The sequence below is a fragment of the Vibrio sp. N418 genome (assembly GCF_000222565.1).
In the GTDB taxonomy this organism is placed as follows: Bacteria; Pseudomonadota; Gammaproteobacteria; order Enterobacterales; family Vibrionaceae; genus Vibrio; species Vibrio scophthalmi.
This window is the reverse complement of sequence record NZ_AFWD01000069.1, coordinates 69,146-85,683: the sequence shown is the minus strand read 5'-3', so window position 1 is coordinate 85,683 and position 16,538 is coordinate 69,146. Positions and strand designations below refer to the sequence as shown.

17 protein-coding genes are annotated in these 16,538 nt (G+C 43.0%); 7 read left to right on the top strand and 10 right to left on the bottom strand.

Annotated features, from left to right (window positions below):
• Positions 1–56: 56 nt before the first annotated feature.
• Entirely contained in the window at positions 57–1,673 is a 1,617-nt protein-coding gene (locus RH86_RS15065; RefSeq protein ID WP_009386958.1) for an NAD(P)/FAD-dependent oxidoreductase, read from the bottom strand.
• Positions 1,674–1,915: 242 nt separating this feature from the next.
• On the opposite strand from RH86_RS15065, the gene fdxA reads away from it, so the two are divergent.
• Complete coding sequence (gene fdxA, locus RH86_RS15060) at positions 1,916–2,239, top strand: ferredoxin FdxA (protein WP_005596535.1); 324 nt, start codon at positions 1,916–1,918, stop codon at positions 2,237–2,239.
• 126 nt (positions 2,240–2,365) lie between these two features.
• On the opposite strand, the gene RH86_RS15055 is transcribed toward fdxA, so the two are convergent.
• Complete coding sequence (locus RH86_RS15055) at positions 2,366–3,100, bottom strand: RNA methyltransferase (RefSeq protein WP_005596536.1); 735 nt, start codon at positions 3,098–3,100, stop codon at positions 2,366–2,368.
• Between the two features lie 322 nt (positions 3,101–3,422).
• On the opposite strand from RH86_RS15055, the gene RH86_RS15050 reads away from it, so the two are divergent.
• Positions 3,423–4,601: a flavohemoglobin expression-modulating QEGLA motif protein gene (locus tag RH86_RS15050; protein ID WP_009386957.1), complete on the top strand. Its 1,179-nt coding sequence runs from the start codon at positions 3,423–3,425 to the stop codon at positions 4,599–4,601.
• Between the two features lie 571 nt (positions 4,602–5,172).
• Complete coding sequence (locus tag RH86_RS15045) at positions 5,173–6,063, top strand: leucine-rich repeat domain-containing protein (RefSeq protein WP_009386956.1); 891 nt, start codon at positions 5,173–5,175, stop codon at positions 6,061–6,063.
• Between the two features lie 125 nt (positions 6,064–6,188).
• On the opposite strand, the gene RH86_RS15040 is transcribed toward RH86_RS15045, so the two are convergent.
• From RH86_RS15040 to RH86_RS15025, 4 genes are all read right to left on the bottom strand, one after another.
• Positions 6,189–6,899, bottom strand: coding sequence for a hypothetical protein (locus tag RH86_RS15040; RefSeq protein ID WP_009386955.1), 711 nt, complete (start codon positions 6,897–6,899; stop codon positions 6,189–6,191).
• A gap of 491 nt (positions 6,900–7,390) precedes the next feature.
• Positions 7,391–7,789: a hypothetical protein gene (locus RH86_RS15035; protein ID WP_009386954.1), complete on the bottom strand. Its 399-nt coding sequence runs from the start codon at positions 7,787–7,789 to the stop codon at positions 7,391–7,393.
• Between the two features lie 126 nt (positions 7,790–7,915).
• The gene (locus RH86_RS15030) at positions 7,916–8,530 is read right to left on the bottom strand and encodes a hypothetical protein (protein ID WP_139047660.1); all 615 of its coding nucleotides are present in this window, start codon (positions 8,528–8,530) and stop codon (positions 7,916–7,918) included.
• A 307-nt stretch (positions 8,531–8,837) separates the two neighbouring features.
• Positions 8,838–9,941 (bottom strand): leucine-rich repeat protein, encoded by a 1,104-nt coding sequence (locus RH86_RS15025; protein ID WP_009386951.1) that lies wholly within the window; start codon positions 9,939–9,941, stop codon positions 8,838–8,840.
• Between the two features lie 328 nt (positions 9,942–10,269).
• Here RH86_RS15025 and RH86_RS15020 point away from each other — a divergent pair, with 328 nt between their 5' ends.
• Positions 10,270–10,608, top strand: coding sequence for a hypothetical protein (locus tag RH86_RS15020; RefSeq protein WP_005596540.1), 339 nt, complete (start codon positions 10,270–10,272; stop codon positions 10,606–10,608).
• A 213-nt stretch (positions 10,609–10,821) separates the two neighbouring features.
• Positions 10,822–11,349 (top strand): hypothetical protein, encoded by a 528-nt coding sequence (locus RH86_RS15015; RefSeq protein WP_009386950.1) that lies wholly within the window; start codon positions 10,822–10,824, stop codon positions 11,347–11,349.
• A 354-nt stretch (positions 11,350–11,703) separates the two neighbouring features.
• On the opposite strand, the gene RH86_RS15010 is transcribed toward RH86_RS15015, so the two are convergent.
• The 3 genes from RH86_RS15010 to RH86_RS15000 all read right to left on the bottom strand — a co-directional run bounded on the left by RH86_RS15010 (position 11,704) and on the right by RH86_RS15000 (position 13,841).
• The gene (locus RH86_RS15010) at positions 11,704–12,198 is read right to left on the bottom strand and encodes a YcxB family protein (RefSeq protein WP_009386949.1); all 495 of its coding nucleotides are present in this window, start codon (positions 12,196–12,198) and stop codon (positions 11,704–11,706) included.
• A 116-nt stretch (positions 12,199–12,314) separates the two neighbouring features.
• Complete coding sequence (locus RH86_RS15005; protein WP_009386948.1) at positions 12,315–12,557, bottom strand: hypothetical protein; 243 nt, start codon at positions 12,555–12,557, stop codon at positions 12,315–12,317.
• Between the two features lie 186 nt (positions 12,558–12,743).
• Positions 12,744–13,841 carry a transporter substrate-binding domain-containing protein gene (locus tag RH86_RS15000; protein ID WP_139047659.1) on the bottom strand — a complete coding sequence of 366 codons (1,098 nt, stop codon included), beginning with the start codon at positions 13,839–13,841 and terminating at the stop codon, positions 12,744–12,746.
• A 225-nt stretch (positions 13,842–14,066) separates the two neighbouring features.
• Between RH86_RS15000 and RH86_RS14990 the strand changes: the two genes are divergently transcribed.
• The gene (locus tag RH86_RS14990; protein ID WP_009386945.1) at positions 14,067–14,417 is read left to right on the top strand and encodes a hypothetical protein; all 351 of its coding nucleotides are present in this window, start codon (positions 14,067–14,069) and stop codon (positions 14,415–14,417) included.
• A 25-nt stretch (positions 14,418–14,442) separates the two neighbouring features.
• Positions 14,443–15,027, top strand: coding sequence for a hypothetical protein (locus RH86_RS14985; RefSeq protein WP_009386944.1), 585 nt, complete (start codon positions 14,443–14,445; stop codon positions 15,025–15,027).
• A 125-nt stretch (positions 15,028–15,152) separates the two neighbouring features.
• Here RH86_RS14985 and RH86_RS14980 read toward each other — a convergent pair whose 3' ends face one another.
• Positions 15,153–16,439 carry a DEAD/DEAH box helicase gene (locus RH86_RS14980; protein WP_005596549.1) on the bottom strand — a complete coding sequence of 429 codons (1,287 nt, stop codon included), beginning with the start codon at positions 16,437–16,439 and terminating at the stop codon, positions 15,153–15,155.
• Positions 16,440–16,538 lie beyond the last annotated feature (99 nt).

The following is a 16,538-nucleotide window of genomic DNA, read 5'->3' as shown; positions in this document are numbered from 1 at the left end:
AACACGTGCTGACTGGCTCTAAACTAATCGCTATTTCGGTGCGCAAAGCACAGTGATTAGCGGTTTTCTGCGTCTGCAACCATAGCAAGAGCCACGGCTTCAGCGACCTTGATACCATCAATACCAGCAGATAGGATACCGCCCGCATAACCAGCACCTTCACCCGCAGGGTAGAAGCCTTTAAGGTTGATGCTTTGGTAATCTTTACCACGCTTGATGCACACTGGAGAAGAGGTACGAGTTTCAACACCCGTTAGCAGGCCATCTTCAGAGGCAAAACCTTTGATTTTCTTATCAAAGGCAGGGATTGCTTCACGGATCGCTTCAATTGCAAAATCGGGTAGCGCTTTAGAAATATCGGTTAGCTTGATACCCGGCGTGAATGATGGTTCTACATCGCCAATAGCACTTGGATCGCGACCTTTCAGGAAGTCACCAATTTTTTGTGCTGGTGCATCGTAGTTCTCGCCGCCTAACACGTAAGCGCCAGACTCAAGTTCACGTTGCAGACGAATACCAGCGAGTGCGTCACCTGGGTAATCGCGCTCAGGGTCGATACCGACCACGATAGCACTGTTTGCGTTGCGCTCAGCACGAGAGTATTGACTCATACCGTTAGTCACAACACGACCTTCTTCTGATGTTGCCGCAACCACAGTACCGCCTGGGCACATACAGAAGCTGTAAACCGTGCGGCCATTTTTACAGTGGTGAACCAGCTTGTAATCAGCTGCGCCAAGGATTGGGTGACCGGCGTTTTTGCCAAAACGCGCTTCATCAATCATTGATTGCTTGTGCTCAATACGGAAACCAACCGAGAATGGTTTTGCTTCCATGTAAACGCCGCGCTCATTCAGCATTTCAAACGTATCACGTGCAGAGTGACCAACAGACAATACAACATAGCGAGATTTGATTTCTTCGCCATTTGAAAGCGTTACACCGGTGATTTGACCGTCTTCCATATGGATATCGTCAACACGAGTACTAAAGCGGATCTCGCCGCCTAGTTCGATGATTTTTGCACGCATTTTTTCGATCATCGTTACAAGCTTGAACGTACCGATGTGCGGTTTGCTCACGTACATGATCTCTTCTGGAGCGCCCGCAGCAACGAATTCAGTGGTTACTTTGCGGCCGTAGAAATTTGGATCTTTGATTTGGCTGTAAAGTTTGCCATCAGAGAAAGTACCCGCGCCACCTTCACCAAACTGCACGTTTGATTCAGGGTTTAGCGCACGCTTACGCCAGAAACCAAACGTATCTTTAGTACGTTCGCGAACTTCTTTACCACGCTCAACAATGATTGGGTTGAAGCCCATTTGTGCCAAAACTAGACCCGCAAACAGACCACATGGGCCAAAACCGATCACCACAGGGCGTTCAGTTTGGTTTGCTGGTGCTTGAGCCACAAATTTGTATTCCATGTCTGGCGTTTCTTTGACATGCGGATCGCTAATAAAAGCTTCAAGCATTTCAGCTTGGTTTGCCACTTCAACATCAAGTGTGTAGATCAGTTGGATGTTGGCTTTTTTACGAGCATCGTAGCCACGTTTAAACAGATTAAAAGAAAGAACTTGGTCAGCAGCGATGCCAAGTTTTTTAGTAATGGCGTCTAAGATCGCGCCTTCCTCATGATTTAGAGGCAGTTTAATTTCAGTTAAACGTATCATAGTGATATCTCGTTACTTATGTTGCAGTAGGTGTCTTAGCCAGCTTTGCCATCACTCAGTCGTTTGAGGACGGTTGACTCGCTCACAATGGCGCGCATTTTACGAGAAATTGAATTGTCTGTCATACTAAATCAGGAATAGGAGAGCATTTTGCCGAAGATTAACCGCGCATAATGTTGAATTTTGATTTGGGATGAGTATTATCCCCATCTTATTTTTGATCAAATTAAGAGTTGATTGTCATGGCGTTTGTCGTAACGGATAACTGTATCCAATGTAAATACACTGACTGTGTCGCGGTATGCCCAGCCGATGCCTTCCATGAAGGGCCAAATTTTATGGTGATCAACCCGATTGAGTGTATAGATTGCGGCTTATGCGTGGACGAATGTGCAGCGCAGGCGATCTTTCAAGAAGATGAGCTTACTGACGACCAACAAGTGTTCATTGAGCTCAATGCGGAATTGGCTGAGATCTGGCCAGTACAAACAGAAGTTAAGCCTGCTATGGATGATGCCGAGCAGTGGAATGGCGTGCCAAATAAACTCGACAAGTTAGAGCGTTAAGACCAGATTAGGCAGTAACACCAATAGGTAGAATTAAAAAAGCGTAACGATTGAATCAGTCGTTACGCTTTTTTTATTGTTCGCTATGTCGCGCTTAATTTTCGAAGCGCTTCCGCAAGCGCTGAATTAGCTGTGCTGACGACGCATATTATCGAGTATGATGCCTGTTGCCATCGCAACGTTGAGTGACTCTGCACCACCAAATGCTGGAATGGTGATTTTATCGGTCACAAACGCGGCTGCTTGCGCGCGAATGCCGTGAGATTCACTGCCCATCAACAAAATACCTTCAGCCGCAAATTCAGTTTTATGTACGCTTTCACCTTCAAGGAACGCGCCGTAAACCGGTAGATTCGCTTGCTCAAGATAGTTAGGCAGATCCAATTGGTGTACTTGCACACGGCCAAAGCTGCCCATGGTGGCACTGATGGTTTTTGGGTTGTATGGGTCAGCACAATCTTGGCTGGCGACAATGTGCTTAATGCCATACCAATCGGCGACGCGAATAATCGTACCAAGGTTACCCGGATCTTGAACGCCATCGAGCGCAATCATCATGCCTTGGGCAACGGGCGCCTCAAAGGTTGGGATCTCAACCACGGCAATCGCCGCGTTATTGCTCACCAAGGTGCTCGCTTTGGTTAGGTCATCCAGCGATGCTTCGATGCATTCAAAGCGCTCAAGCGTCGCTTGATTCTGCTCCAAAAAGTCGGCGGTTGCGAAAACGTGTTTTACCGTTAACGTACTACTTGCCAGTTCAAGTACGTTTTTTTCACCCTGAACTAGGAATAAGCCGAGTGCTTTACGCTGTTTCTTTTGGCCTAAAGCACGCAGCAGTTTTAGTTGGTTTTTAGAAATCATTTTTTTATCCCAGATGAAAACGCAGCGATTATAACCGCAGTCGTCACTCGATGCTACGTACAGCGTAATTCCGTTTATGCCTTTATGCACTTGAGTATTGCGGTTGTTTGAATTCCCACCAATGCACTTGTTCTTCTCATTAAGTGAGAATGAGGCACTTATCAATAATTGTTGCCTTTATTAAAGCAGCGCATATTCGAGAGAGGCAGCAAGCAAGGTGCATGAGAGCGTTTCGCAATGCTCATTGTGCCTATAGCGATGCGCGATGGATTCGCAAGCAATCTTGGTGTCAGTTCAAAGGACAAAGCAAAGAGGATAGGGAATGTTGAAAGAGGTAAGCCGTTTGAATAATCATGAATTTACAGCGCGACATAACAGCGAACTTCGCCATGCTAAAGCACTGGATAAATCCTTGTTTGAGTTGGTCAATGGAATTGAAATCCTCAGTGCGGTTGGGCCGACCAATTATAATCAACAGAAAAGCGAGTTCTTTAAACGTCACTTTTCTATTGAGCCTGAATTTAGCTACAAAGAGAACATTCACAACCCGTTTCAGTTAAAGCGCCAACTGTTCAATTTACCGCTTGAGTCGGTAGAAGATGCGGATCTGCATAGAATTTATGAAGATGTCATTCTTTCTTATGTTGATAAAATCGATCAGTTGCAAACCATTGGCACGCAAGACTTTCTCTATAACTCTTTACGTTACTTCGGTGAACCAACGGAGAAGGATATTCGCAACGCGACCTTTATCCTTCACTTACCGGACTCAGATGAAGATGATCAAAAGCTGATCGATGCTCAAGGTATTCAAGCCATCATGGCTGAATTCGCCAAACAGGAAGACTACCAATACGATTTGGTGATTGACGACGACATGATCGCCAATGCGTTGGTGAACAAAACCACCGTTAAGATCAACAGTGCGGCAAGTGTGCCAGAGATTGAAGCACATGCTCTTGCGCACCATGAATTGGGTGTGCACCTTGCGACCACCATCAACGCAATGAATCAGCCATTCCATGTTTTGTCACTCGGTTGCCCAGTCAACACCATGACTCAAGAAGGCATGGCGATCTTAAGTGAATATTTGGCAGGCCATCTGACGATTAAGCGACTCAAAATTCTTGCACTGCGTGTGCTGGCCGTTGAATCGATGATCAAAGACAAGTCCTTCCGCACCACGTTTATGATGCTTAAAGAGCAACTCGGGGTAGAGAAGAACCTCGCTTTCACCATTACCGCGCGTGTTTATCGTGGCGGTGGCTTTACTAAAGATTACTTGTATTTGCGTGGATTCCACGAAGTGTTGCACGCCTATGAAGAGCAAGAAGGGTTCTTGAATCTACTTTGCGGTAAAACCGCGCTGATGCATTTACCGCAAATTAATCGTTTGGTGGAGAAGGGGATATTTAACCCACCAATTAAGATCACGCCATCATTTGTTAATCCAACCGATAACGATGATGTGCGCCGTTTTATTACGCACGCGATCAAGTAGCATCATTGATGATATTGAACAAAAGCAGCCAGTGGCTGCTTTTTTGTTGGTGGAGGATTGGGAGCAAAAGAGTAAGCGTTATCTAGCGAGTTTTTGGACAAAACCTTCTTAGAATATTAATTTAATTTAGAAAATACAGATAACCTTTAGTATAGAAAAGTCGCGTAGTAAAATGTCCAATTTGACTGAAGCAGCTCAATACCATTTTGACTCCTGCACTGGACTAAATTAATGCTCTTGATTTATGTATTTGATTGTTATCACTTATGTGTATGAGAAGTTGCACCATGAACAGATATACAAGATCGCATCATATATAGAAGGGTTAGAGTAAGTTTGTTCTATTATCGATTGTATAACCTCAATTACTAGATATATAACTAGCCAAAATAACGCACTGACAAGGGTCTCATATGACATATTAACGTTAGTTAGCTTGTTATTATTTGAGTCATAGTTGCATCTCAATTTAAAAAACACAAAAAAATACGCAACCTACCTTACGATTAAGGCATAATATAAGCTGCTTAATATCAGCATTATTAATCGCTTTAGCACCAACTTACCTCCCATGTTAACTGGTGCTATCCTTGCCACGCTGTTTGGGCTTGCTATAATAGAAAGCTCAGCGCAGCAAACCAAGTTCCTCCCAAGCCTCGCACTTAAAGCTGCAACTAATACAACTACAACAAAAAGAGAATTAGCCGTGAGCCAGCCACATACCCTGACATTAGATGACGTCTCATTTGATAAAAAACAAGGCAGGATTGATGTTTACAAGGGCAAGCATAAACACATTGTCATCCCTGATAATTTTGACGGGATCCCCGTCACCGAGATCTGGGATTATGCTTTTTCAGAGGTTGAGGACTTAAGCGAAGAATTCGAAGAGGTCCCACAGAACCCAATAGCCAGCGTGGTGATCCCTAATACTGTCACCGAAATTGGCGAAGGTGCCTTTCAGCGTAACGCCCTTACCGAGATAGTGATCCCAAGCTCTGTGACTCGTATTGGTTACAAGGCCTTTGCTGAAAACGCACTTACCAGCGTTGATATTCCAGATTCAGTGACTGAAATTGCAGAGAGTGCATTTGCTAAAAATGCATTAACTCAGCTGAGCCTGCCAAATTCATTGACTAAAATTAATGAGCGAGTGTTTCAATTTAATGCGTTAGCCAGCATCACTATTCCAGATTCAGTGACTGAAATCGGCTTAGGCGCATTTAGGGGCAATGTACTTCAAAGCATCACAATTCCAGACTCGGTAACTGACATAGACTCTGAAGCGTTTGCAGACAATGCTATAACCAGTGTATTCATTCCGACTTCGGTCACTTACATGGGTCATGGCGCTTTTACCGATAACCCATTAAGGGGCAGGATCATTAAAGGCTTTGGCGAGAAAAAGCCGCCCAGAGAGCTCACTGACGAAGAGTGGCTCGAAGTCTTTGGTGACTTATAAGCTAAAGCATTGCTGCGCGCACATCTAACATCTGATTGCGCGTAACCTTGTGAGCTTACTGCTCACAAGGTTTACAGCAGAGAAGTAACTGTACTCCCCTTTTATATAGCCTAAATAGCTTCGAGTTAATCGTATTCAGCAACGAGCATGACTTTCTTTAACTGTGGCTGGTAAAACACCATAAACTCACCGGCAAAGCCCAAGTACTCACTATCTCTAACCAAGTAAGCTTCATCTTTAAAGCTGCCTATGAAGGTATATTCTTTATTGTCTTTCTCATCCACATAAACAATATCGCGAGTGCTCATATGTTCAAATTCAGGATGATTAAGGCTGCAGGTCACTTCATAGTAATGATCCAGCGATGGGTTCTTTGCCAGTTCATTATATAAACATGAAGCCCAGTTCTGGCCAAATCTAGGTTGACCACCCAAAGTGATTAATGGCAGCTTTTTGCCACGACGCATCAAACACTGATTGGCAGCAAATTCGTCCTGCGCTTGCTGATAGTTGTCTAAGTACTCGTCTTGTTCCTCAAGCGTATCATCATTGGCGTACTCGTCATCTAAGCACCAGCCTTGTTGCTCATCAATATACGAATAGGTGATAGGGCCATAATCGCCATCGGGAATTCCTTGCAGATTAGGTAGTGCAATGAGTGTTTTATCGTCAACGCCTGCATCAAACATATTGAATGACAACAAGCCAATTGGAATTAATTTTTCACGGTCAAAAGTCACCGACTCAGCAGTTGGAAATGCAGCATAACCAGCTTCATCATTGAAAATATCGGTTTCAGCCACATTCAATTTGGTATCTTTAATTACAAACGCCATATTTTACAACACATTCCTTTTTATTATTAATAGTTTAAATTACTGATTCGCAAACACTTTCCACAAGCGACTCATAGATTGTTGATGCCAGTATACGCTCTTGTTAGCGTAAATTGGCGTATTCAAATGCGCCGAAAATCACGCTTTGAGAAATCAAATTTACTCAGGTGAGGGTTAAGCAGAGCTCCCTTACATTAAAAGGAAATAGGGTCAGGTCTTGCGTTTTGCCATACATTATTGTTGTAAATCAAAACTAGCTGATTATCTGTAACATATTGGGAAGCGTAACAAACCTTCGGGCACAAACGAGTTAGATGACGTTCAATCTTTACTCATATACTCCCTGTTTGTCATTCCCGTAACAACAAGTCGATGCGCACCAGATTCCCGCCTTCGCGGGAATGACGTAATGGCGAAATTCTTGGCTGGTAAAAGGCTAGACCTGACGCTGTTATTTCACGGTAAATTAAATCCTTACGTACTCAATAAAACTAATTATACACATTAACTAGGTACAGAATGGATTCTGATAGACAGCTAAATTCTTCTTCTTCACCAAAACTCACGTTACTTGAATCGCCAACGCAAAACCTATTTTTGTCAGCAGACCAACGTAAAATATAATAATCTCTTGAGCCTAGCCAAATCTCGGAATCTCCCCACCACTCAAATAATTGGCTATCGTCACAGCTATGGAGTGTCAGTGAATCTAGACAAGGAACTTCGTAAAAGTGTACATAAAATTCTATTAACTGTTCTATCACGTCTTTTGGTACTGAGAGAGCGTTAGCCTTCGATCTAAATATATTCAATGCATTATTAGAAGTTGGCTCAATTTCACAGTCATATTCTTGGAACAATAGTTTTAAACTATCAACTAATTTTTGCATTTTCTATCCATAACGAAAAAGGTAATAGTAAGGTAGCTATGAAACCTTAAGTATATAATAAGGTTAATGAGAAATAAGAGCATCTACCGCTAGAGGCGATAATCAACCTGTCTCAAATAATAGAGCCTAAATTTGGATGTGTATATGATCATCATGCCTAACGGCACCGCATCCATGAAATCGAATTCGGTTATCAATTAAGCCGAGTCTTTTTACCAAGTGGGGTTCGATGAAAACCTTAGTAACGGCGTCATTAGCAAGAATGCTGTGCATCAGCTTTTTATTCCATTGGTTGGAAAAAGTTAACTTTGAATCGGTTTGTCCTAGCGTCAGGAACTTAGGATAATCATATTGAAAGTAACCATTTTCTTTGCAAAAACGGGTCGTGTTATATTCATTCTCATCAGAGGACTCAAACACACCATAGCCGCTGATTGACGGTTTTAGGTTGGTGAAGTTTCCTTTCTCATCTTGATAGAGATAACTTAAATCTACCTTCTTGCCATCATGGTGACTTAAGTGTGGTAAAAGCGGGTATTTATCAAAAAATGGAAAGCCAGCGTCCAAATAATATAGGATAACATTCGGTGACTGGGTCATCATATCCTTAGATAATTTTTGCAATACTTGCTCTAACTCGGGCACCACATAATTTCGATTTAATCCGACGGTTACCCAGTAACTCCAAGGTTTCAACACGGCAGTATTGGTAATGGCCACTCTACCAAAAAAACGGCGCAATGATAGGCACTAAAGCGAATGTGAACAACGCATACAGAGCGATGTTAAGCAAAACCTTGTATGAGAAATATTTAATTTTAAACAGTTTAGATACTAGGGTTGAGAGCAGATAGGTGAGTGCTCCTACCTGTGTCAAAATGGCTAAAAATACGACGATTAAACCATTAAAAATAATATTTATAGCCTTTTTCATGCTCTACAAATTCCTTTACGACTTACCACTAACAGCTTTGGTAAATATATCTACCTATTGTGAACTGTTTGTTCAATATGGATAACAACCAGAGTGTATTTGCTTGTTATAAAATCATTGTTTATATGGTGATAGTTGAGAGTTCAACCATTTTTCATTATCACCGTCAATTAGATCGGCTGCATACTCTAAAAGCTCTTCAAAATAATCCTTATCATCCCCGCAGGAATCATAAATTGATTTTACAGCCGTATTTAAAAAGAACGTTTTTAGCTCTGGTTTTTCCACGAATAAGGTAAACATTTCTTCTTGATGTGCGTCAGCATGGTTAATACCCCACTGCCCGCGAGCACCACCGAGGCGATGTGCAATCAAGAGAAGTGTGTTTTCACATATGCCGTACTTTGCTATCAAATCTTCAATGTGTTCTGCTTGATAACACTCATGGTCCATGTCATTGAGTAGTATCACTTCACAATACAGAGGGATATATTTTTCGTCATGCATAGAAAGAATGTAAGCAGCATGTTCGGCTAAAGGTTGGTCATCACATTGCCAAATAGTCGCACTCTGGTTTCGGCACCATTCATTTACATTTTGAATAAAATTAACCACTTTTAACTCTAACATTGGATGACCAATGAAATGTTCAAAGAACGATTCATCGCTAAAGCCATCTTTGGTTATGACGCGGATGCTATATTCAAGTAAGCTATATTCTGCCTGTATGCCATGGTTGGCTATATTCTCATTAATTTTTTCTGATAACTTGACGTAAATATCTGCAATGAGATTTAAACTGTCTAAAGAACAGATGTCCGACACGCTAATTTCATTTGTAATCATGCCAGAGTCGTTAAATATATTTAAATTATCATTTTTAAAAGATAAACATTTTGGGCTTTTATTGCCTACAATTTTTACTACGCCATCGTCGAACGCATGATAAGAGATGCTAATCTTTGATTGAGGGAAAGTGATTGTCGTAAAGGCATTTCCTTTAAAACTTCTATAATCAATAAACGTCAGAGATTCAGGTAAGGAGACGCTGATTAATGACTTGTTTTCAAAAGTATAACTTTTAATTAACCTTACAGGTGTGCCTTCAAAATTATCTGGGATCACGATCTGCTTATAATCGGCACTATATTCCTCTATGGCGCCAGTATCTTTGTCAAACGTCACATCATTCAATGTGAGAGTATGTGCTTCAGTCATTTTATCAATCAAAATTTATTTAAAAACAATACCATCTAATATATCGGCATCTGATGATTTTGAATACTTTTTACGTGGCAAGTTGTGGCATGAGGGAATAGAGTCAGATCGTGTGTTTATCTCGTATTACTTTTGGGAGGTCTAAAATTGCTGACTAACTGAAACCACATTTCGAGGCCTAACGCTAAAAGGAACAATAAGCTGTTTTAAGTTGGCTGGAGTGAATAGCCTAAAGTGGTGCTTAATGACCATTTTTAGCCACGAAATCTTTACGACGTTCGCCGCTGATAGTGATAAAATCGCCGCAAAAGAATTACTGAGAAACCCTATGTTTATCCATCATGTTAACGGCATCGACTGGCTGGTGATTACCGCTTTTGAAGAACTGAAAACGATGTTTATCGAAGATGCAGGGGCGATCCCGTCTTGCTTCTCTAGCACTAGTGAATTGAGCCTGATTGATCAAGCTAAGCGCAGTTATGGATATTTGCCGACACTCAGCGGCGTAATCACCGATGTCGGCACATTTCAAAGCAAGAATAACGAAGAAGATTTAGACCCACAGCTTGCTTGCCTAGTTGAGGGGCGTGGTCGGGTGTTTATCTACCACGGCGGCTTTGTCGCTTTTGTAGATGACGAGCAAACTTTTATTACTCGAATGGACTGAAAATTATTCAGTAAGTTGAAATCGACGAATTGGCATCCCTAACAAGGCAGGGCACTTCGAAGTTACGAACAGCCCGCGGAGAAGGGGCTGGGCAATTGTGTGTCAATGATATGGATAAATTAGCGTTGCAAGGATTATCAAAGATAGTGCAAATCTCTAACCGAGTAGGCGAATACGCTCATCCACTAAACTTATATAAGACAGGTTCCGACAATGCCAATTAAAGATGAGTATTATGTTTTTTCAAATGACTACTCTAAAGTCAATTTTGTCGTCAATATGAACGATACTCGCAGACTGGGGATTTTGCGAGACCAAGCGATATTAACAAATATCCCGGCTAGTTTTGAATGCAAAAGTCTGCACACCTTTAAACCCATCGCCGCAGCATTCGACATTTCGGCGAGCACTAAGCTGCTCTTTGATATGGACTATGCGCAACCTTTAGTTGAGCTGGATCTATATAAGAATTCGCTTGTTCCCGCTAAGGTTATTGATAAAGATTACCTTTATCTTCACTGCTACAACATCATTAATATTTTGGATGATGAGGTCGGTTTTGACTTCGAAAAGTTAAACTCGATTGCGTTAGAAAATAGGCTGGTGTTTAGGCCCTCATTTGAGTCCTTCATCGTCTTTTTTCATCAGTCTGTGATTGACGCAATTGTCGCGATTAAGACCCCCTCCTACGCAAAGCCAGTTAAAGTCTCTGATTGGACGATAGAATCCGAGTTTTCATAAGCTTAAAAAACATCCGTAAAACACGGTCGCAAACCATTGCCGCAAAATTCAGCCCCTAAATAATCATTCACCTAACAATAACTCGATACGCACTAGGTTCCCGCCTTCGCGAGCATGACGAAGTAAAGAGTTTTCCGTCGTTGCGGGAATGATGGGGAAATAGGGCGCTTGGGAGTTCTTAGACTCCCGTTTTCACAAGGCCAAAGAAAGTTATTACGTCAGTCAGTAAGCGGGATAGCCTCTCTTAATTCACCAAGCCCAAGATCAAACAAGGCGAACCAATCGATTCGCCTTGTTTGCTAAGAAAGTGATGACTTGCTTTTAGGTACTACTTTATCGCGAGGCGCAATAAGGTTACTTGGATTGTGATGCGGCGTGCTGCTCAACCATGAACGCGATCACTTCTTCATTTAAGCAAGATTTACTCACGTATTGACGTTGTTTACCGATATGCAGGATGAAACCTAAATCGGTTTGTTCAAGTTGGTCGATTTCACTCCAGCCGAGTTTGCGGTTGATTTTGCCACTTTTATAAGTCACACCATCAGCATTCACTTGCAGTTGCACTTTTCTCATGCGGCTCGAGCTTATGGTTTGTCGCCATAACCACCATGTGCGCTTGCAATAAACACTGAAGGCTTCAACAACACTCAATACGATAAAGAACCAACCAACATAACCGTTAGGTAACAGCTCAAACGCTAATAAAACCACACCAAAAATAAGAAAGAGCAGTCCTTTTAAATACGCGTGTGGGAATTTAACGGGTTGGCTTGTTTGATCATAACACTCAGCAAAGAAAGGCTTGTCGAGTGAATATTCTGTAGTGAAATCGAAATCTTTAGACATCTATGATTACTTCTAGGTTTCTGTGAATGAGTTTTCCATGTTGCGAGTGTTCAACATGGTCATGGCCGCGCAGCGCCGAGCTTATCATTAACAAGGTTGATTCTATGTTGGGACAATTAGCGGGGCTGGTGGCCTGTCTTCTTCGCAAATTGTTGCATCGCCTCGGCAAACGTTGTTGTGCCGCCTTTGGTTTGAACCTGTACTACCTTATGCCCCATTTTCTCCAGCGCTTGGCGCTCTGCCACAACCGCGTCGTCGTTTGGTTGACTGCCCTGTACAGGCTGATGAATGTAACACCCCTCTAGTTGACCATCTTCGACCAGTTGGTGGTGTTTCAGTGCATCGATATCAAAATTCATAGTCAGTCTTTTAGTGTGAATGGCGAGTCTCTATGGCAAAGCTCGCGAGCATTTATCGTTATTTCCAATCAGGCATTATAACCATAAAAAGTGAATGTAAATACAGCAATCCAATGGTCTGTCATCGGGACGAATGACGCAAGGAAAGAGCGCTCAAATTGAAAATGGCTAAATTCGTGGTCATCTTCATTCTTCAGCAAAGTATTCATGCAGTACTTGTCGCCATTCTGGGCTGTGACGGATTTTGAGCAGCGCACGATTAATTTGTTCTCGATATGGGCTGTTGTTTTCAATCGCGAGACCATAGTTTTGTTTTTCAAATCGATACGGTAGCACCGTTAATTGTTCGTATTGGCCTTGTTCCTTGGCTTGCTTAATCAGGTATTTGAGCACCGCGTCGTCGGCAACGATGGCATCGACTTCATTCCCGTCGAGTGCTTGTAAAAGTTGGTCTATATCTGCGTAAGTACGATGCACAATCGCTTGAGAGATCAGGTACTCAGAAGAGGTCGACGATTTTTTCGCGCCGACAGACATGTTGGCCAAATCGTTAACGTTTTTGATGTCGCTATTAAGCAGCCCCAAGGTGAAAGTACTGGCGAGCACGGCGGTCACGCTAGCAATAAAGAAGGTGGTAAAAATTGCCAAAAAGACGGTGAGTATTCGCCCTGGTAGGGTCTTAAATTCAAAATAGTTAAAGGGGCCTTTGGTAATAAACAATAAGCCAAGGATAAAGCCTTCGACCATTTGCGCTTTTTTACCCGGCATGGAGTAGAGTTTGTCGTTGATCCTGTGTTCTAGTAGGTAGTAAATAACCCCAACGATCGCGGCAAGCACAAACACAAAACCGATGATATAGAGCAGTTTGGTGTTGGTGAAAATGTTACCGATAGAAGCGAGGTAGCCTTGCTGCTTAACGGCGATGGCTAAATGGGTTTCGTAAAATGAATGGGAGAAATCGAGGATTTCTTCTCTTTGTGGCGTGATGGACAAGCAGGATACACCGACATTCAATGAGCCGTTGGCGACATCATCGATCAATTCGCTCAGGCCGTGATCGGTGATGTTGTAGCTTACGCCGAGATCTAAGGCGATCTCTTGCCACAAAAACAGACTTAATCCAGAGTAGCTGCCATCACCCTCTATGATCACAAAGGGTGGGCAACTGTATGTCCCGACATTAATGTTGGCGAGTGTGTCGTTCTCTGCCATGGATGGTGCGGCCGAGAACACCATGAGGAACGTAAGCAGCAAACTGAGTTTAGCGGTTGTTATTGTTTTCATCATCACGCCTCAATCGCTCCTTATTTACTTTGTTTCTTATCAGTATAGCGGTACTTTTGCTTACGCTGGCGTCGACCTCAGCTGCGCTTTGGCTTTGTCGATCGCTTAGCCTTTGTGACTCTTCGCGCATTACAGACCATTTTCGTCAATGACGGTCACTTGCGAGTTGTGCTTATTCCACGACAGTGGCAGGCTTGGCGAAAATCCCAAAACAGAGACGTGAGAATGAATTTTGCGCACATGTCAGACGAGCGAGTGTGGCAGATCGCCGATGATCTGATGGACAATCTAATGGCGGGTTCTACGATGATTGATCATGCTCAGCATACTCGAGATTTTACCCAGAGAATGCGGGATATTGTGACGGCAGAATATCTCCAACGGGTTTGTGTTCATTATCAAGACGAGAAAGGCTTTTTTACACAACGTGAGCGTGTGGCTTTGTTTCGCAGACCAGATTCATTCGCTCTTGTTTGGAAGCAGGCGTTCAGCAAAGTAGACGGTGAGTATGTCGCAGAAATGGTCATGGTTGAGCGTGATGGTCGAATTTTAGTGGATCATGTCATGGTGTTTTAGCCTTGGGTTTAGCAGTAAGTGGACAATGAACGAGTTGAAAAAGAAAAGCACCGCTGAGAAGGCGATTACCTTCTTGCTTGGCGTGACGATGATTTTAGGTCTCATCGGGCTGTTTAGTGATTTTGTGCCGATTAAATCGGTACAAATATTCGGTGGGGGTGTCGCGATATTGCTGATGGCAGTGACGATCATTTATGGTCGAAAAATGTCGATCCTTAAGCCGCATTTTAATAATCGTTATTTGAAGGTAGTGGAATCTCTGTTTGGTGGCGGCCTTTTATTAATGCTGTATTGGGTCTCTGCCGCTTATGCTCTTCCTTCCATTTATACGCAATGGATGGGCACAGAACATAAGAAGGTCGAGATTGTCACGCCGTATCATCTGCCAGCGACAAAAGAGTGCGACTACAAAATTGAGAGCGATTATATCAAAGGCACCTCACGTGGTTTCATTTGCATTACGCAAGCATGGTATGAACTTGATGAGACGAATTATGTACTCTATGGCGATCAATCTGAATTAGGTTTTTATATTCGCGGTGTAGTGCCGTTAAAAGCTTTACGGATCGCCATTGACTCGCGAGGACGTGAGTCTAGTAGCAGCCATTAAGAGAGGTGTATTAACAAAAAGTTGCGTAATAACAAAAAAGCAGCCAATGGCTGCTTTTATCTTTGTCTATTTGCTGTGGGCAAGTGTTTCTGCATACTCGCGATAGGCAATGTAGACTGTGATTGTTAGTTGTTTTTCAACCAAACGTCACCTTGAGCTGCTTGGTTCTTTTTACGTTTCTTTTTGCCCGTACCTGCTGGTTTTGCCATTGGCTTGTTTGCCTCAAGCATGGCAGCAGTAATGGTTTCGTCCACTTCAAAGCCCGGTACTTGCTCACGCTCAAGACGAATTTTGTTCTTTTTCTCAATCACTTTGAAGTGGTGGTAATCTTCGTAATCGATTAGCGATAGCGCTAAGCCCACTTCGCCAGCACGACCACTGCGGCCAATACGGTGCATGTAATCTGATGGGCTGCGTGGTAAATCGTAGTTGATAACCACAGGCAGTTTTTCCACATCCAGACCACGCGCTGCGATATCAGTAGCGATAAGTACATCAAGCTGGCCCGCTTTAAAATCTTCCAATACGCGAGTACGCGCACCTTGGCTTTGGTCGCCGTGGAATACTTCGACAGAAATACCACGTTTGTAGAGCTTGTCGGCAAGATGTTCACAGCCGTTTTTCGAATTCACGAAAATCAGTGCTTGGCGCCAGTCATTTTCTTTAATTAGGTGAGCCAGCAGCGCGGTTTTTTTGCCTTTATCTACGGTAAACACACGTTGAACAAGCGTGCTAGCTTCGCTGCTTTGCAGTTGCACTTCAACAGGGTTATTCAATAGCTCTTGAGTTAGCGCTTGCACTTCTTCAGGGAAGGTTGCTGAAAACAGTAAGGTCTGCTTCTGTTTTGGTAGCAGTGCCAACAGCTCCGACAGTTCCTCGGTAAAACCAAGGCTTAACATGCGGTCTGCTTCATCCAGTACTAAGGTTTTTACTCGGTCGAGTTTAACGGCATTGCTTGAAATCAGATCAAGTAAACGACCCGGAGTGGCCACCAAGATATCAGCCCCGCCACGTAGCGCGAGCATTTGGCTGTTTACCGATACACCACCGAACACACACACGGTTTTCATCGCGCCATTAAAGTGAGTCGCGTAAGACTTGATGTTGTCCGCCACTTGCTTTGCCAGCTCACGAGTAGGCACCAAAATAAGCCCAGTGACTGAGTTATTTTTTCGGTAAAGGCTTGGATGCTGATTAATGAAAATGTTCTGCAACATTGGTAGCGCAAAAGCGGCTGTTTTACCTGAACCTGTGTTCGCTCCAGCGATCAAATCACGGCCTGCCAATACACTTGGGATCACTTGCGCTTGAATCGGTGTAGGTTGTTGATATTCAAGCTCAGCTAGTCGTGCTAACAGGGGTTGAATCAGGTTTAGTTCAGCAAAGTTGGCTGGTGTTGTCGCAGTAGTCATTAATAGTAAAAGCTCAATACAAAGAGAATGGCGCGCATTCTAGCGTATTTACCTGCGCTTAAGTAGAGGAATGACAAAACTAAAGGGAGAGTAATGAAA